At 73.1% G+C, this 13,482-nt stretch carries 10 protein-coding genes; 7 read left to right on the forward strand and 3 right to left on the reverse strand.

The features are described 5' to 3' along the window. The first annotated feature begins 5 nt into the window (after positions 1-5). The 5 genes from ACFWW8_RS14525 to ACFWW8_RS14545 all read left to right on the forward strand — a co-directional run bounded on the left by ACFWW8_RS14525 (position 6) and on the right by ACFWW8_RS14545 (position 4,144). Positions 6-440 carry a holo-ACP synthase gene (locus ACFWW8_RS14525; protein ID WP_386528195.1) on the forward strand — a complete coding sequence of 145 codons (435 nt, stop codon included), beginning with the start codon at positions 6-8 and terminating at the stop codon, positions 438-440. A gap of 479 nt (positions 441-919) precedes the next feature. Continuing rightward, positions 920-1,462, forward strand: coding sequence for an XRE family transcriptional regulator (locus ACFWW8_RS14530; protein ID WP_386528197.1), 543 nt, complete (start codon positions 920-922; stop codon positions 1,460-1,462). Between the two features lie 196 nt (positions 1,463-1,658). Further along, the gene (locus ACFWW8_RS14535; protein ID WP_386528200.1) at positions 1,659-2,351 is read left to right on the forward strand and encodes a hypothetical protein; all 693 of its coding nucleotides are present in this window, start codon (positions 1,659-1,661) and stop codon (positions 2,349-2,351) included. 30 nt (positions 2,352-2,381) lie between these two features. Continuing rightward, positions 2,382-3,551, forward strand: a complete 1,170-nt coding sequence (locus ACFWW8_RS14540) for an MAB_1171c family putative transporter (RefSeq protein ID WP_386528202.1) — start codon at positions 2,382-2,384, stop codon at positions 3,549-3,551. Then, complete coding sequence (locus ACFWW8_RS14545; RefSeq protein WP_386528205.1) at positions 3,548-4,144, forward strand: phosphatase PAP2 family protein; 597 nt, start codon at positions 3,548-3,550, stop codon at positions 4,142-4,144. The genes ACFWW8_RS14540 and ACFWW8_RS14545 overlap by 4 nt, the downstream gene beginning before the upstream one ends. 91 nt (positions 4,145-4,235) lie before the next feature. On the opposite strand, the gene ACFWW8_RS14550 is transcribed toward ACFWW8_RS14545, so the two are convergent. Beyond that, entirely contained in the window at positions 4,236-5,858 is a 1,623-nt protein-coding gene (locus ACFWW8_RS14550) for an ABC-F family ATP-binding cassette domain-containing protein (protein WP_386528208.1), read from the reverse strand. A 193-nt stretch (positions 5,859-6,051) separates the two neighbouring features. Here ACFWW8_RS14550 and ACFWW8_RS14555 point away from each other — a divergent pair, with 193 nt between their 5' ends. Next, positions 6,052-7,155, forward strand: coding sequence for an alpha/beta hydrolase (locus ACFWW8_RS14555; protein ID WP_386528211.1), 1,104 nt, complete (start codon positions 6,052-6,054; stop codon positions 7,153-7,155). A gap of 4 nt (positions 7,156-7,159) precedes the next feature. On the opposite strand, the gene ACFWW8_RS14560 is transcribed toward ACFWW8_RS14555, so the two are convergent. Together ACFWW8_RS14560 and ACFWW8_RS14565 are read right to left on the reverse strand one after the other, a co-directional pair. Continuing rightward, positions 7,160-9,802 (reverse strand): SpoIIE family protein phosphatase, encoded by a 2,643-nt coding sequence (locus ACFWW8_RS14560; RefSeq protein ID WP_386528214.1) that lies wholly within the window; start codon positions 9,800-9,802, stop codon positions 7,160-7,162. 194 nt (positions 9,803-9,996) lie between these two features. After that, complete coding sequence (locus ACFWW8_RS14565) at positions 9,997-11,871, reverse strand: VanW family protein (protein ID WP_386528217.1); 1,875 nt, start codon at positions 11,869-11,871, stop codon at positions 9,997-9,999. Positions 11,872-12,501: 630 nt separating this feature from the next. On the opposite strand from ACFWW8_RS14565, the gene ACFWW8_RS14570 reads away from it, so the two are divergent. Beyond that, the gene (locus ACFWW8_RS14570; protein ID WP_386528220.1) at positions 12,502-13,404 is read left to right on the forward strand and encodes an ion transporter; all 903 of its coding nucleotides are present in this window, start codon (positions 12,502-12,504) and stop codon (positions 13,402-13,404) included. The last annotated feature ends 78 nt before the right edge of the window (positions 13,405-13,482 follow it).

Consider the following 13,482-nt stretch of genomic DNA (forward strand, 5'->3'; position numbering starts at 1 on the left):
GGCCGATGGCGATCGGTGCCGATCTGCTCCGGCTCCACGAGCTCGACCGGCTGCTCGGCCGCCCCTGGTTCCGGCGCTTCGCGTACACGGAGGCCGAGCTGGCGGTCGCGGCCGGGTACGGGCCCGACAGGGCCCGGGAGTTCCTGGCCGGCCGCTTCGCCGCCAAGGAGGCCGTCCTCAAGGCGATCGGCACCGGCATGACGGGCGGGGTCCGTCCCTGCCAGGTGGCCGTCCTGAAGGGGGACGACGGGGCGCCCGTCGTCCGGCTCTCCGGGGCAGCCGCCGACCGGGCCGCCGAGGCGGGCCTGAGCGCGGTCGGCGTCTCGATCACCCACAAGGGCGATCTGGTCCTGGCCGTTGCCCTCGCCGCACCCGGCGGCCGGGACGGCACCCTGCTCGCGTCCCTGGCGCACGCCGTGAACGAGCTGTTCCCGAGCTGAACCGGCCCCGTCGGCGCGCCCGGGGGCGCGCCCCTCCGGTCCGCTCCGGGCGACGGGGGATCCCCCGTGCCGTGGGCTGGGCACCCCCGTGCCCCAGCCCACGGCCGGGGCCGTTCGGCTCCGGCGTACGGGGAGGCGGATCCCCCGGACGCCGGTTCCGCCGCGGGGGTCCGACGCCGTCGCGGCATCACCACTCTCCCCCGCGTCCTTCTCGTCCGCCAGCTTCCGTGCTCAGTACACTAGACGCGAATCGCTCCGCAGTAGTGCACTGAAGCATCTAGCGGACTAGATGACTGAATGAACATACGTCGCCCCACGTACGGCCTGTCAAGCGCCCGCGCGGCGATCATCCGGCGTTGTGGCGTGGGTCACTTTCACCGAGGTCCGCTAGCCGGGTAGACGCGCTTCGCTGCACTGTGTGAGGCGAGCCGTCTAGGCCAGTAGATAATGCGGGTGGTGGTTCAGCATTCGAGGACGAGATGCCGGCAGCGGACGGGAGCAGTGAGGTGATGGGCGAGGAGACCCCCACCGGGCGGCGGGACACCATGGGCGACCGCCTCGGCTTCCTGATCGAGACGATCCACCCGGTGAGTCGCGGCCCGTACACCTACCAGGAGATCGCCGAGGGCACCCGCCGGCTGCCCGGTCCGTCCGTCTCGCACGGAACGGTGCAGACCATCCGGCTGAACAACAACCCCAATCCCGGCATCGACTCGATCCGCGCGATCGCCAACTTCTTCGGCGTCACCGTCGGATACCTCGCCGACGGCGAGAACGCCGAAGCGATCGAGCAGCGGATCGAGGAGAGGATCGCGCGGCTCCGCGAGGAGATGGGGAAGGCCGCGGCGGCCGACGAGTTCGCCCAGGTCCTGGAGGACGAACAGGTCAAGGCAGCGGCCTTCCGGCTCAGCGGACTGTCCGCCGGGTCCATGAGGTCCGTCACCGGCCTGATCAAGCAGCTCCGGAAGGCGGAGGGCCTTCCGGACGTCAATCCGCGCCGCCGCCGTCGCAAGGACGCGTAGCAGGCCGGGGAACGCACAGCAGCGCGAACCGGTCACGCTACCCGCGTGGACGGCGTCTTTCGGCCTGTCCGGGCCACCCTTTCGGCCGCCCTCCGCACTTCCGGTTACCCTCGGGTGATCAGGTGTGCGAAGTGGGCGACGGCACGCAGCGGTTGAGCCCCGCGCCGGGGAGAGCGTCAGGGCGGGGAGGGCAACCATGCGGTGGTGGAAGCGCACCGATGCGGAGTGCGCCGCCGTCGCGGACCGTCTCGTCATCCCCCAGCCGTTCGACCTCGAGGCCTTCTGCGAGGGCATCGCCGGGCAGCGCGGCCGGCCACTGGTCCTGCTGCCCCTCGACGGTCCTCCCGACCCCGCCCTGCCGTGCGGGATCTGGATCGGCCTGGAGGTCGCCGACCTCGTGTTCTACGATGCCGTCGCCGCCGAGATCCTCAAGGTGCAGATCGTCCTCCACGAGATCTCCCACATGCTGCTCGGGCACGTCGCCCCCGAGCTCGAGATATCCGAGCAGTCGTCGGAGCACGAACTCGCGCGCGCCTCGGAGCACTTCCAGCGCCTGCTGACGCGGACCCACGCGCCCGTTTCCGGTATGGACCGACCCGATCTGCCCGTGGCCTCGATCATCCGCGCCGAGGCGGCCCGGATCAGGAGCGTGGCCCGCGCGAGCGAGTCGATCGACGAGGAACTCGGCCTCGACATCGACCGTCTCGCGCACCTCATGGGGCGGAGCAAGTTCGCGAGCCCGCAGGAGCGGCAGGCGGAGACCCTCGCCACGCTCATCCACGAGCGGGCCGGCCGCTACACGACGCAGTCCAACTCCAGCGAGGCCGAGGACCGTCTCGCGCGCCTGCACGACGCGCTCGGGCACCCCGTTCGAAACACCTGGTCGTGAAGCGAGAGCCGTGACAGGGAAAGCCGAGAAGTGAAACACATCGAGATCGCCGTCCTGATCATGCTCTGGGCGGTGACGGTCTGGCGGGTTCCCTCCGCCGTCCGCACCGTCCGACAGCGTGCCCTGTGGACCGCGTTCGCCGCCCTGACCCTCTCCATGACGCTCCGCCTCCCCGGCGTGATGCTCGCCCTGGACGAGTGGGCCGGCGTCAACAACCTGTCCACGCTCGTCAAGCACTGGCTGGGCATGATCGCGGCCGGCGCGGTGGTCGACTTCGTCGTCGCCGTCGCCCGGCCGGAGACCGGCCGCCGGTTGCGGGCCCGCCACTACGTCGCCCTCACGGCGATGGCCGTGATGGCGGTCCTCTTCGTCTTCTTCGTCCCGCGGCCCCGCGAGGTGACCGACTTCTCCATGGAGAACGCGGGCAACGGCTGGGCCACGGCCTACTACCTCGTCTTCGTCGTCTACCTCGGCATCGCCATGGCCACCGCCACCCGGCTCTTCTGGGACAGCGCCCGGCACGCCAGTGCCCGGTGGCTGCGGACCGGCGTACGCCTCATGGGCATCGGGACCGCCGTCGGCGTCCTCTACACGCTGGTGCGGTTCGGGTACATGACGAGTCGCCTCGCGGGCCTCACGGACAGCACCAGCGGCATCGCGGTCGACAACGCCACCGACGCCCTCAAGTACATGGCGATCGGTTGCATCCTCGTCGGCAGCAGCATCCCCGCGTTCGGCGTGGCCTGGCGCACCGTCCAGGACGGCCGGCACCATCGGCGGCTCCAGCCGCTGTGGCAGGACCTGACCGCGGTCACCCCCGACATCGTCCTCAGGACCGGGCTCCTGCGCAGTCCGCGGCTGCGGCTGTACCGGAGGGTCATCGAGATCCGCGACGCCTCGCTCGCCCTCGACGCGTACGCCGACGACGCCATCCGCGAACGTGCGCGGACCGTCGCGCGGCAGGCGGGGTTCGACCCGGCGACGAGCCCGGCGGCCGAAGCGCTCTGGCTGCGGGCGGCGCGCGGTGCGAAGGCCCGCGGCGCCCTGCCCGTCGGCAGCACGCAGGAGCCGGCCGCCGACGGGATCGACGACCTCGACTTCGCCGCCGAGGTCGGCAAGCTCATCCAGCTAGCCCGGATCTACCACTCCTCGGTGGCTGACGAGTTCCTCACCGCGACCAGCCAGGAGGCCACGGCGTGACGACCACGCTCACCCGACCCGACGAGTCCCGGGCCGCGCGCCTGATCACCGACGGGCTCGATCCCAAGACCTGGATCATCGCCGACACCGTCCTGATCGGCTGGCACACCGGCCGCCTCGCCGGCATCGGGTGGGGCCTCCTCGGCTGCCTGTTCGCCGCGGTCGTTCCGCTGGCCTTCATCAAGTACGGGATCCGCCGGGGCCGCTGGGCCGACCGGCACGTGGGCCAGCGGCAGCAGCGCATCGTGGTGATGACCTTCATCATCTTCTCGGTGGCGACCGGCATCCTGCTGTTGTGGGCCTTCGGAGCCCCCCGGAGCATGATCGCGCTGATCGCGGCCATGCTGGTCACCCTCGCCGCGCTCCTCGCCGTGACCCCCGTCTGGAAGATCAGCGTGCACGCCGCGGTCTCCTCCGGGAGCGTCGCCATGCTCGCCCTGACCTACGGCCCCCGGGTCCTCCCCGCCTACGCGCTGGTCGCCGTCGTCGGATGGTCCCGGGTCGCGCTGAAGGACCACACGCCCGCCCAGGTCCTCGCGGGCACCCTCGTGGGCGGCGCCGTCGCGGCCGGCACCTTCGCCCTGGTCCGATAGCTCCGCCCCCGTACGGGAGCCCGCCGGACCTCCCGCACGGGGGCGCGAGCCCCGCACGGGGGCGCGAGCCCCGCGCGGGTCAGCGTGCGGGTCAGCGCGTGCGGGTCACCCGTCGTTCGTCCCAGACCGGTTCGGGGGTCTCGCGGACGGCGCCGTCCGCGCCGAAGACCAGGTACCGGTCGAAGGAGGCGGCGAACCAGCGGTCGTGCGTGACGGCCAGGACCGTGCCCTCGTACGCCTCCAGTCCCTCCTGCAGGGCCTGCGCCGACTCCAGGTCGAGGTTGTCCGTCGGCTCGTCGAGCAGCAGCATCGTGGTGCCGGCCAGCTCCAGGAGGAGGATCTGGAAACGGGCCTGCTGGCCTCCCGAGAGCCTGTCGAACGGCTGGTCGCCCTGGCGCTCCAGCTCGTACCGCCGCAGCACCGACATCGCCCCGCCCCGGTCCCGGGCGTGTTCCGTCCACAGGGTGTCGACGAGCGGGCGGCCCAGCAGTTCCGGGTGGGCGTGCGTCTGGGCGAAGTGCCCCGGCACGACCCGCGCGCCCAGTTTCCAGGCGCCCCGGTGCGCCACCGACGGGTCCCCCGCGAGCAGCCTCAGGAAGTGCGATTTCCCGGAGCCGTTGGAGCCGAGCACCGCGACCCTCTCCCCGTAGAAGACCTCCAGGTCGAACGGCCGCATCAGGCCCGTCAGTTCGAGGTCCTCGACGGTGACCGCGCGCAGCCCGGTGCGGCCCCCGCGCAGTCGCATGCTGATCTCCTGCTCGCGCGGTGGTTCCGGTGGCCGGCCCGCCTCCTCGAACTTGCGCAGCCGGGTCTGCGCCGCTTGGTAGCGCGAGGCCATCACGTCGCTGCGGGCGGCGTACTGCTGCATGTCCCGGACGAGCTTCTTCAGCTGTGCGTGCTTCTCCTCCCAGCGCCGCTTGAGCTCCTCGAAGCGCGCGAACCGCTCCCGCCGGGCCGCGTGGAAGGTGGTGAAGCCGCCGCCGTGCACCCACACCTCGGATCCGGCCGGACCGGGCTCGACGGCCACGATCTTCTCGGCGGTGCGGGCGAGGAGCTCACGGTCGTGCGAGACGAACAGCACGGTCTTGTGGGTCTCGGCCAGCTGCCCCTCCAGCCATCTCTTGCCGGGAACGTCCAGGTAGTTGTCCGGTTCGTCGAGCAGCAGCACCTCGTCGGGGCCGCGCAGCAGCGCCTCCAGGACGAGCCGCTTCTGCTCGCCGCCGCTGAGCGTCCGGACCTCGCGCCACTGGGCCTTCTCGTACGGGATGCCGAGCGCGGCGGTGGTGCACATGTCCCATACGGTCTCGGCCTCGTACCCGCGGGCCTCGGCCCAGTCGCTCAGAGCCTGCGCGTACGCCATCTGAGCGGCCTCGTCGTCGACCGTCATGACGAGGCGCTCCGCCGCGTCGACCGCGCCGGCGGCCTTCCGGATCCGTGGCTGTGCCACGGACACCAGGAGGTCCCGTACGGTCCTCGCGTCCCGTACGGAGCCGACGAACTGCGGCATCACGCCGAGGCCACCGCTGGTGGTCAAGCTGCCCGCGTGGGCCGTGAGTTCACCGGAGATCAGGCGCAGCAAGGTGGTCTTCCCGGACCCGTTCGCGCCGACGAGCGCCACGACCGCGCCCTCGCCCACCCGGAACGACACGTCCGCGAGCAGGACCCGTCCGTCGGGCAGGCAGTACTCCAGGTGCGCGGCTTCCACATGTCCCATGCGGCGCCATTCTTCTTCCTGCCCTCATGGTCGGCAACGCAGTTTATTCCGGCCGCGGGCGCTGTGCGCCGATGTGTGTCGCGGCTTCGGACGGCCGGGGACCATTCCCGTCACGCGCGTAGGGCCGGGCCGTTGCCGGAGGAGTCCGACGGCACCCGTCTGCCTTCGCCGCAGCGGTGGTTGACTACCGCACATGGACCTCTCGCGGGGGCTGCCCGCAGACCCGGACACGCCGGCGCACCGTTTCCCGGAGGCCGGCCCCGCGCCCGGGGCGGCGCCCCCGCTGGACCGCGAACTGGCGCGGGCTCTGGCCACGTCGGCGCGCGGGGCGCGGGAGCCCCTCACCCCGGAGAACCTCGCGGCCCGGCAGGCGCGCGACGCCGCGGACCGGCCCAGGCCCGCGCTCGGGGAACTCCGGGCGGACGGCCGCTTCGAGGTGGAGGAGCTGTGCGTACCGGGAGCGCCGGGAGACCCGGACGTCACCCTCGTGAGCGCGCGGCCCGCCGGGCTCGCCGGTCCGCTGCCGCTGCTGTACTACATGCACGGCGGCGGGATGGTCATGGGCAACGCCCGGTCCGTACTGCCGCGGCTGCTCGACTCGTTGGCCTCCGGCCCGGAGCTGGCCGTGATCTCGGTGGAGTACCGGCTGGCTCCGGCGACGCGGTACCCCGGCGCGCTGGAGGACTGCTACGCCGGGCTGGCCTGGACGGCCGCGCACGCGGCCGGACTCGGAGTCGACGCGGACCGCGTCGTCATCGGCGGCAAGAGCGCCGGCGGCGGGCTCGCCGCGGCGCTGGCGCTGCTCACGCGCGACCGCGGCGGGCCCGCACCGATCGGGCAACTGCTCCTGTGCCCCATGCTCGACGACCGCGGCGCCACCTTCTCGAGCCACCGGATGGAGGGCGTCGACACCTGGGACCGCACGTCCAACGCCACGGTCTGGCAGGCGGTGTTGGGCGACCTGTACGGCTCGGCGGACGTTCCGGCGTACGCGGCTCCCGCCCGCGCCACGGACCTGTCCGGGCTGCCTCCCGCCTACGTCGAGGTGGGGTCGACGGAGATCCTCCGGGACGAGGACGTGGCGTACGCCCAGGCGATCTGGCGGGCGGGCGGCGACGCCGAACTGCACGTGTGGCCGGGGGCCTTCCACGGCTTCGACACGCTCGCCCCCCGTGCGGCGCTCAGCCGGGACGCCCGCGCCTCCCGCGCCCGATGGCTCCGGCGCGTCCTCGCCCCGGCCGCGCCCTCGCCGCCCGCACCGCCCTCCTCCGGCCCGGGGAGCGGGCCCGCACGCTGAGCGGTCAGATGGGGTCCACGTCCAGGAAGGCCGCGAAGGAGGGTTCCGCGGCGCCCGGGGAGCCGGGGAGGGCCTGTTCCGCCCAGATGACCTTGCCGTCGGGGGTGTACCGGGTGCCCCAGCGGTCGCTGAGCTGGGCGACCAGGAACAGTCCGCGGCCTCCCTCGTCCGTGGTCGCGGCGTACCGCAGGTGCGGGGCGGTACTGCTGCCGTCCCACACTTCGCAGGTCAGCCCCCGGTCGTGCAGCAGCCGTACGCGCACCGGGGCCCTGCCGTGGCGCAGGGCGTTGGTGACCAGCTCGCTGAGGATGAGTTCCGTGGCGAAGGCGAGTTCCGGCAGGCCCCACTCGTCGAGCTTCTTCGCGGCGGCGTTCCGCGTGGCGCCGACCGCGCTCGGCTCGAAGGGCACGTCCCACTGCGCGACCCGGTCCGGCCCGAGGGTCCGCGTACGGGCGATGAGCAGCGCCACGTCGTCGGTCGGCCGCTCGGGCAGCAGGATGTCGAGGACCGCCCGGCAGCTCTCCTGCGGGTCGCGCTCGGGGTGGCTCAGCGCGGTGCGCAGCAGTTCCAGGCCCTCGCCGATGTCCCGGGTGCGCTCCTCGACCAGGCCGTCCGTGTAGAGGACGAGCTGGCTGCCCTCCGCCAGGTACAGCTCCGCCGTCTCGAACGGCATGCCTCCGAGCCCCAGCGGGGGCCCGGCCGGCAGGTCCACGATCTCGGTGGAGCCGTCGGGGGCGACGACGAGGGGCGGCAGGTGGCCCGCCCGGGCCATCGTGCAGCGTTGCGACACCGGGTCGTAGACGGCGTAGAGGCAGGTGGCGCCGATGACGCCGCCGCTCGTGTCGTCACCGTCCCCGTCGTGGTCGATGCGCTGTACGAGGTCGTCCAGGCGGGCGAGGATCTCGTCGGGGGGCAGGTCGAGGGAGGCGAAGTTGTGGACGGCCGTGCGCAGCCGGCCCATGGTGGCCGCGGCGTGCAGGCCGTGTCCGACGACGTCCCCGACGACCAGCGCGACCCGGCTGCCGGCGAGCGGGATCACGTCGAACCAGTCCCCGCCGACCCCGGACTGGGCGGGCAGGTAGAAGTGGGCCACGTCGACGGCGCTCTGCTCGGGCAGGGCGCGCGGCAGCAGGCTGCGCTGGAGCGTTTCGGCGAGGGCGTGCTCGCGGGTGTAGCGGCGGGCGTTGTCCATGCTGATCGCCGCGCGGGCGACGAGTTCCTCGGCCAGGGACAGCTCGTCCTCGTCGAAGGGCTCCGGCTTCTCCGACCGCCAGAAGTTGACCACGCCGAGGACGACGCCCCGGGCCGTGAGCGGGGCCGCGATGAGCGAGTGGATGCCGTAGTCGATGATGGCGCGGGCGCGCGGCGGGTCCTGGGCCTGCCAGCCCGGCGCGTCCTCCAGGTGGGGAACCAGCTCGGCCTGGCCGGTGCCGAAGCCGCGTGCCTGGGGGGTGGACGGCAGGAAGTCGATCAGCTGGCCGCGCGGGTAGAGGGGGTGGTCGGCGCGGATCCCGCTGACGGCCGTGCGCCGCATGTCGGCGCCCGGGGCGGGCTCGTCGCCGTCGAGGACCTGGTCGGCGAGGTCGACCGTGACGAAGTCCGCGAACCGGGGGACCGCCACGGCGGCGAGCTCCTCGGCCGTGCGGACCACGTCGAGGCTGGTGCCGATGTCGCCGCCGGCGTCGTACAGGAGCTTGAGCCGCTTGCGGGCCGTCTCGGCCCGGCTGGTCAGGACCTGCATCTCGGTGGAGTCGCGGATGGTGACCGCGGTGCCCTCCGGGCGGCCCCGGGGGTGGGTGGGCCGCTGGTTGACGACGAGCAGCCGGTCCCCGGTCTCCAGGACCTCGTCGGTGGCGACCCGGCCGGACAGCAGCAGGTCGGCCATCCTGCGGTCGAGGCACGGCACGTTCCCGATGTAGCGGCCCTCGGCGTCCTCCGGCAGGCCCAGGAGCCGTTTGGCCTCGTCGTTCGCCAGCAGGAGCCGTCCGTCACCGTCGGTGATCAGCACGCCTTCGCGGACGGCGTGGAGCACCGCGTCGTGGTGCTCGTACATGCGGGTCATCTCCTGCGTGCCGAGCCCGTGGGTCTGGCGGCGCAGCCGCCGGCTGATGAGGGCCGTGCCGCCGGTGGCGAGGGCCAGGCCGGTCGCGATGGCGAGGAGGATGACGGGGAGCTGCCGGTCGACGACGCCGGTCACGTTCTTCACGGTCAGGCCGGCGGAGACCAGGCCGATGACGCGGCCGGCGGAGTCCGTGACCGGCACGACGGCCTGGATCTCCTTGCCGAGGGGGCCCTGCACGCTCTCGGTGTGGACCTGACCGGCGAGGGAGGGCTCGATGGTGCCGACGAAGCGTTTTCCGATCCGGTCGGGTTGGGGATGGCTGTAGCGGATGCCGTTGGTGTCCATCACCACTATGAAGTCGACCCCGGCGGCCTTGCGCGTCTCCTCGGCGACGGGCTGCAGGATCGCCGAGGGGTCGGGCGCCCGGAGCGCGGCGGGCAGGCCCAGGGAGTGGGCGAAGGTCTCCGCGACGGAGACCGACCGGTTGCGCGCCTCGCGGTCGATGTCGTGCCGCGACTGCAAGACGAGGGCCAGGAGGGCTCCGGCGGCGAGCAACACCACGATCGCCACCTGGAGGATGAACACCTGGCCGGCGACGCTCCGGAACCTGATGCCTAGGGGTGACCGCACCGACGTGCCCGGCACGGGAGGCGAGGAAGGGTCACGATCCCAGTTGTAGCACTTCCGGGCGCCCGCGGCGCCCGGCGCGCACAATTCACACCCTGGCGGTTACCCGCCGTTCCCCCGCCGGCCGCCGCCGCCACCCGCTGCGGCCTCCGTCACGCGGTACGGGGACCGGCGGCCAGAGCGGTGGCGGACCGCGCCTGGGCGGGCTCCGGGGCGGCGGGGGCGGGGGCCTGCGGGGTCTGGGGGCTCCGCGGGGCCGCGGGCGCCTGGGGGCTCTGCGGGGCCTGCGGGGTCTGCGGGGTCTCCGTGGCCTGGGGGGTGCAGGTGACCTCGTCACGGGGCGTGTAGTGGGTCTTGAACTCCTCGCGCCGGACTTCCTTGCCCCCCTGTACGAACACCCGTCCGACGGACACGTCGAACCCTTCGAGGGGGGTCTGCACCTCGCACGTCGGTCCGCTGCCCGTCCGCTTGGCGGGCGGCGTGACGTTGGTGCGCGGACCCTTGGTCGCGCGTACCTCGTCGTACTTCTTCGTGCCGAGCAGGCTGATGGTCAGGGACGTGTCGGTGGATTCGGCCTGGATGTAGAGGGGGTGGCCGGTGTCGTTGATCCAGCGCAGGTCGAGGGTGCCCCAGGCGACCGTGGCCTCCCGGCCCTCGGGGTAGCGCTCTATGTAGAAGGAGTGGGCGCCGTGCTCGACGGGCTTGACGCCGGCGAAGAACATGGCGTTGTACATGGTGGTGGCGACCGCCGAGACGCCGCCGCCGGGCGACTTCACGTACTGGCCGTCGTTGATCATGATGCCGTCGACGAAGCCGTTCTCCGGGGTGCGCTCCCCGACCGTGCGGTTGAAGCTCCACTCCTTGCCCGGCATGACCACGGACCCGTTGATCAGCTCCACGGCGCGGCCGATGTTGGTGGTGCGGTACGGGGCGGCCGGGAAGGACACGCTGAAGGAGGAGACCTTCTCCTTGATGCCGAGGCGCCGGGCGCCGGCGGGGGTGAGGTCCGGCTCGACGGCCACGGTGGCGACCTCGGCGCTGCGGGCTGCTCCCGTGCGGGTGAGCAGCGGCATGACGGCCCGACCGAGCGCCGCGTCGGTGACCTTGCGGCCCGTACGGCCCTCGTCCTCGACGATCACGCGGCCGTCGGCGTCGAGGCCGAGGTCGGCGTCGCGCGGGACCCCGGCGGCCTCCTTGACCGGGCGGGCCACCGCGGCGTCGGCGAGGAGGCCCTTGGCGTCGAGGTCGGGCACGAGGCGGCCCTGGCCGTCGGCCTTCATCGCAAGGTGCTCGCCGAGCACGGCGGGGCTTATGGTGATGCGCTTGCCCGCGACGCCGAGGGTGACCGGTCCCGACATGGCCGGCTGCGCGAACTGCCGCATCGCCCGGTCCGTCTCCTCGGCCCCCGTGCGCGGCCGGGTGCTCTCGACGGGCAGCACGACGGCTCCGCTGCCCGGCTTCAGGTACGCGTCGCGGAGGGTTTCGTAGGCGCGGTCCTCGATCAGGTCGACGCCCGGCTGCGGGGTGACGGCCTTCGCCGCGCCCTTCTCGAACGCGATCACCCCGTCGCGGACCTGCTGCCTGGTGGTGTCGGCGAGGCGGTCGACGGCGGCCCGGCCCTTCGGTTCGTCGGTGCGGATCACGGGCTGGACGTCCCGGTTGCCGGAGGCGAAGAGCCTGCCGATGACGGTGACGGGGCCGTGTCCGGCGGGAGCGGCCTCGGCGACGGTCGCGGCGGCGTCGAAGGACAGCCCGAGCGCGGCCGGGTCGGCCTTCTCGACGCGGTCGCCTATCTTCATCGCGACCGGCGCCGCGGCGGCGGGCCCGAGCCGCTGCTCCAGGGTCCGCCGGGCCTCCGCCCGGTCCATGCCGCCGATGTCCACGCCGAGGACCCGTGTGCCCGGGTCGACGTCGCCGCCGGCCACGAGCCCGGTGACGTAGAGGCCGCCCAGTCCGAGTACGACGGCTCCGCCTGCCACCGGCAGGGCGATCCGCCAGTTACCGGTCCAGCTGCCCGCGCGTCCCATGTCACTCCCTGTGGCGCCGACCGTGCGACGGAGGGCGCAGACCTCAGAGGAGGCCGATATACGACAATTCCGAGAATAATGATCCCCGCTGGACCATGGCTTTGGGGATGAATGTGCGGATTGTCACCAAGAGAGCGTGCCGGGTTGCGGCGGCGCCGTTCCCCGGGGCGCGGGAGCCGGAACCGGGCCGGCGGCCTTCCCCCGTATCCGTGCCAGGTCCCGGACGGTGGCGCCCTCACCGGGTTCGGCCGTCTCGTCGGCCGGGGAGGAGGGCTGGATGCGAACGCTCACAGGGCGGTCCCCTCACGGTTCGTGAGGAGTTCGGGCGCACGGACGTGCGCGGGTGTGGAGGTGCGGACGTACCGCCACACAGGCGTACGACCACACATGCATACGGACGGAGCACGGGGCCGCCGGGCCGCACCACCCGACGGATCAACCGACTGTTCACGGACCGGACTTGGCGCGCACGTCACGGCTTTCCCGGCACCCGCGGGCGCGCGCGACGGCGCACCGAAGCACGCTCCGGAGTGAAACCCCGTCGGCGGTGGCGCGTTAGACCCTCGGACCGCGCGCCCCCCGGGGCGCCGACCGGCGGTGCCGACGAGCACGACGAGTACGAGGAGCGAGATGGCAGACCCGACGACGCCGGCCGGACGCGGCCGGACGAAGCTGGCGGCCCGGTGCCGCGTGGCCACGGAGGCCCCCGCCTTCGGGATGGTCGTCTTCTGCGTCATCCTGCTGAACGCGGCCCTGATGGGGGCGGAGACCTACAGCGGACTCGCCGGGGAGTACCGGCAGCTGCTGCGCTCGGCCGAGGACACCTGCCTGACCGTGTTCACCCTGGAGATGCTGCTGCGCCTGGGCGCGCACGCGGACCGGCCGAAAGCATTCTTCCGCGACCCCTGGAACCTCTTCGACCTGGTGGTCGTGGGCAGCGCCTTCGTCCCGCTCGTCCGCGAGAACACCACCCTGCTGCGGCTGCTGCGCCTCGCCCGCATCCTGCGCTCCGCCCGCTTCCTGCCCCACCTGCGGATCTTGCTGATCGCGGTCGGCCGCAGCCTGCCCGGGACGGCCAGCTTCCTGTTCGTGGGCGCGCTGGTGCTCTACCTGTACGCGATGGTCGGCTGGGTCTGCTTCGCCGGCTCCGACCCCGGGCACTTCGGCTCCGTGGGCCGTGCCGCCCTCACGCTGTTCCTGCTCACCACGCTCGACGGGCTCACCGACGCGGTCCGCGCGGGCCTGCAGATCTCCCGTTTCAGCATCATCTACTACGCCTCCTACGCCCTGCTCGCCTCCTTCGTGCTGGTGAACGTCCTGATCGGCGTGGTCCTCAACTCTCTCGACGAGGCCCGGGAGATGGAGGCGGAGTCCCACCGCGCCGCACCGCCGGACGGCTCCTCCGCCGCGGACGCGGGCGTCCGGGAGCGCATCGCGACGGCCCGCCGCGCCCTGGACGCCCTGGAGGCCGACCTCGCGGCCACCCCCCACCCGGCACCACGCCCCCTGGAGCCCACGCACACGGGCGCGTAGCGCACGAGGGCCGCGGTCGCGGCGCTCTCCCGGGGACGGGTCCGGCGGCCGAGGGGGCCCCGCACAGCCGCCCGCGAG

This window comes from Streptomyces sp. NPDC058701 (genome assembly GCF_042715295.1).
In the GTDB taxonomy this organism is placed as follows: domain Bacteria; phylum Actinomycetota; class Actinomycetes; order Streptomycetales; family Streptomycetaceae; genus Streptomyces.

Bases quoted from the DNA above. Each gene is read 5' to 3' on its own strand.
- ACFWW8_RS14525 (WP_386528195.1), top strand. From the start codon at position 6: ATGGCGATCGGTGCCGATCTGCTCCGGCTCCACGAGCTCGACCGGCTG.
- ACFWW8_RS14530 (WP_386528197.1), top strand. From the start codon at position 920: ATGCCGGCAGCGGACGGGAGCAGTGAGGTGATGGGCGAGGAGACCCCC.
- ACFWW8_RS14535 (WP_386528200.1), top strand. From the start codon at position 1,659: ATGCGGTGGTGGAAGCGCACCGATGCGGAGTGCGCCGCCGTCGCGGAC.
- ACFWW8_RS14550 (WP_386528208.1), bottom strand. From the start codon at position 5,858: ATGGGACATGTGGAAGCCGCGCACCTGGAGTACTGCCTGCCCGACGGA.
- ACFWW8_RS14555 (WP_386528211.1), top strand. From the start codon at position 6,052: ATGGACCTCTCGCGGGGGCTGCCCGCAGACCCGGACACGCCGGCGCAC.
- ACFWW8_RS14565 (WP_386528217.1), bottom strand. From the start codon at position 11,871: ATGGGACGCGCGGGCAGCTGGACCGGTAACTGGCGGATCGCCCTGCCG.
- ACFWW8_RS14570 (WP_386528220.1), top strand. From the start codon at position 12,502: ATGGCAGACCCGACGACGCCGGCCGGACGCGGCCGGACGAAGCTGGCG.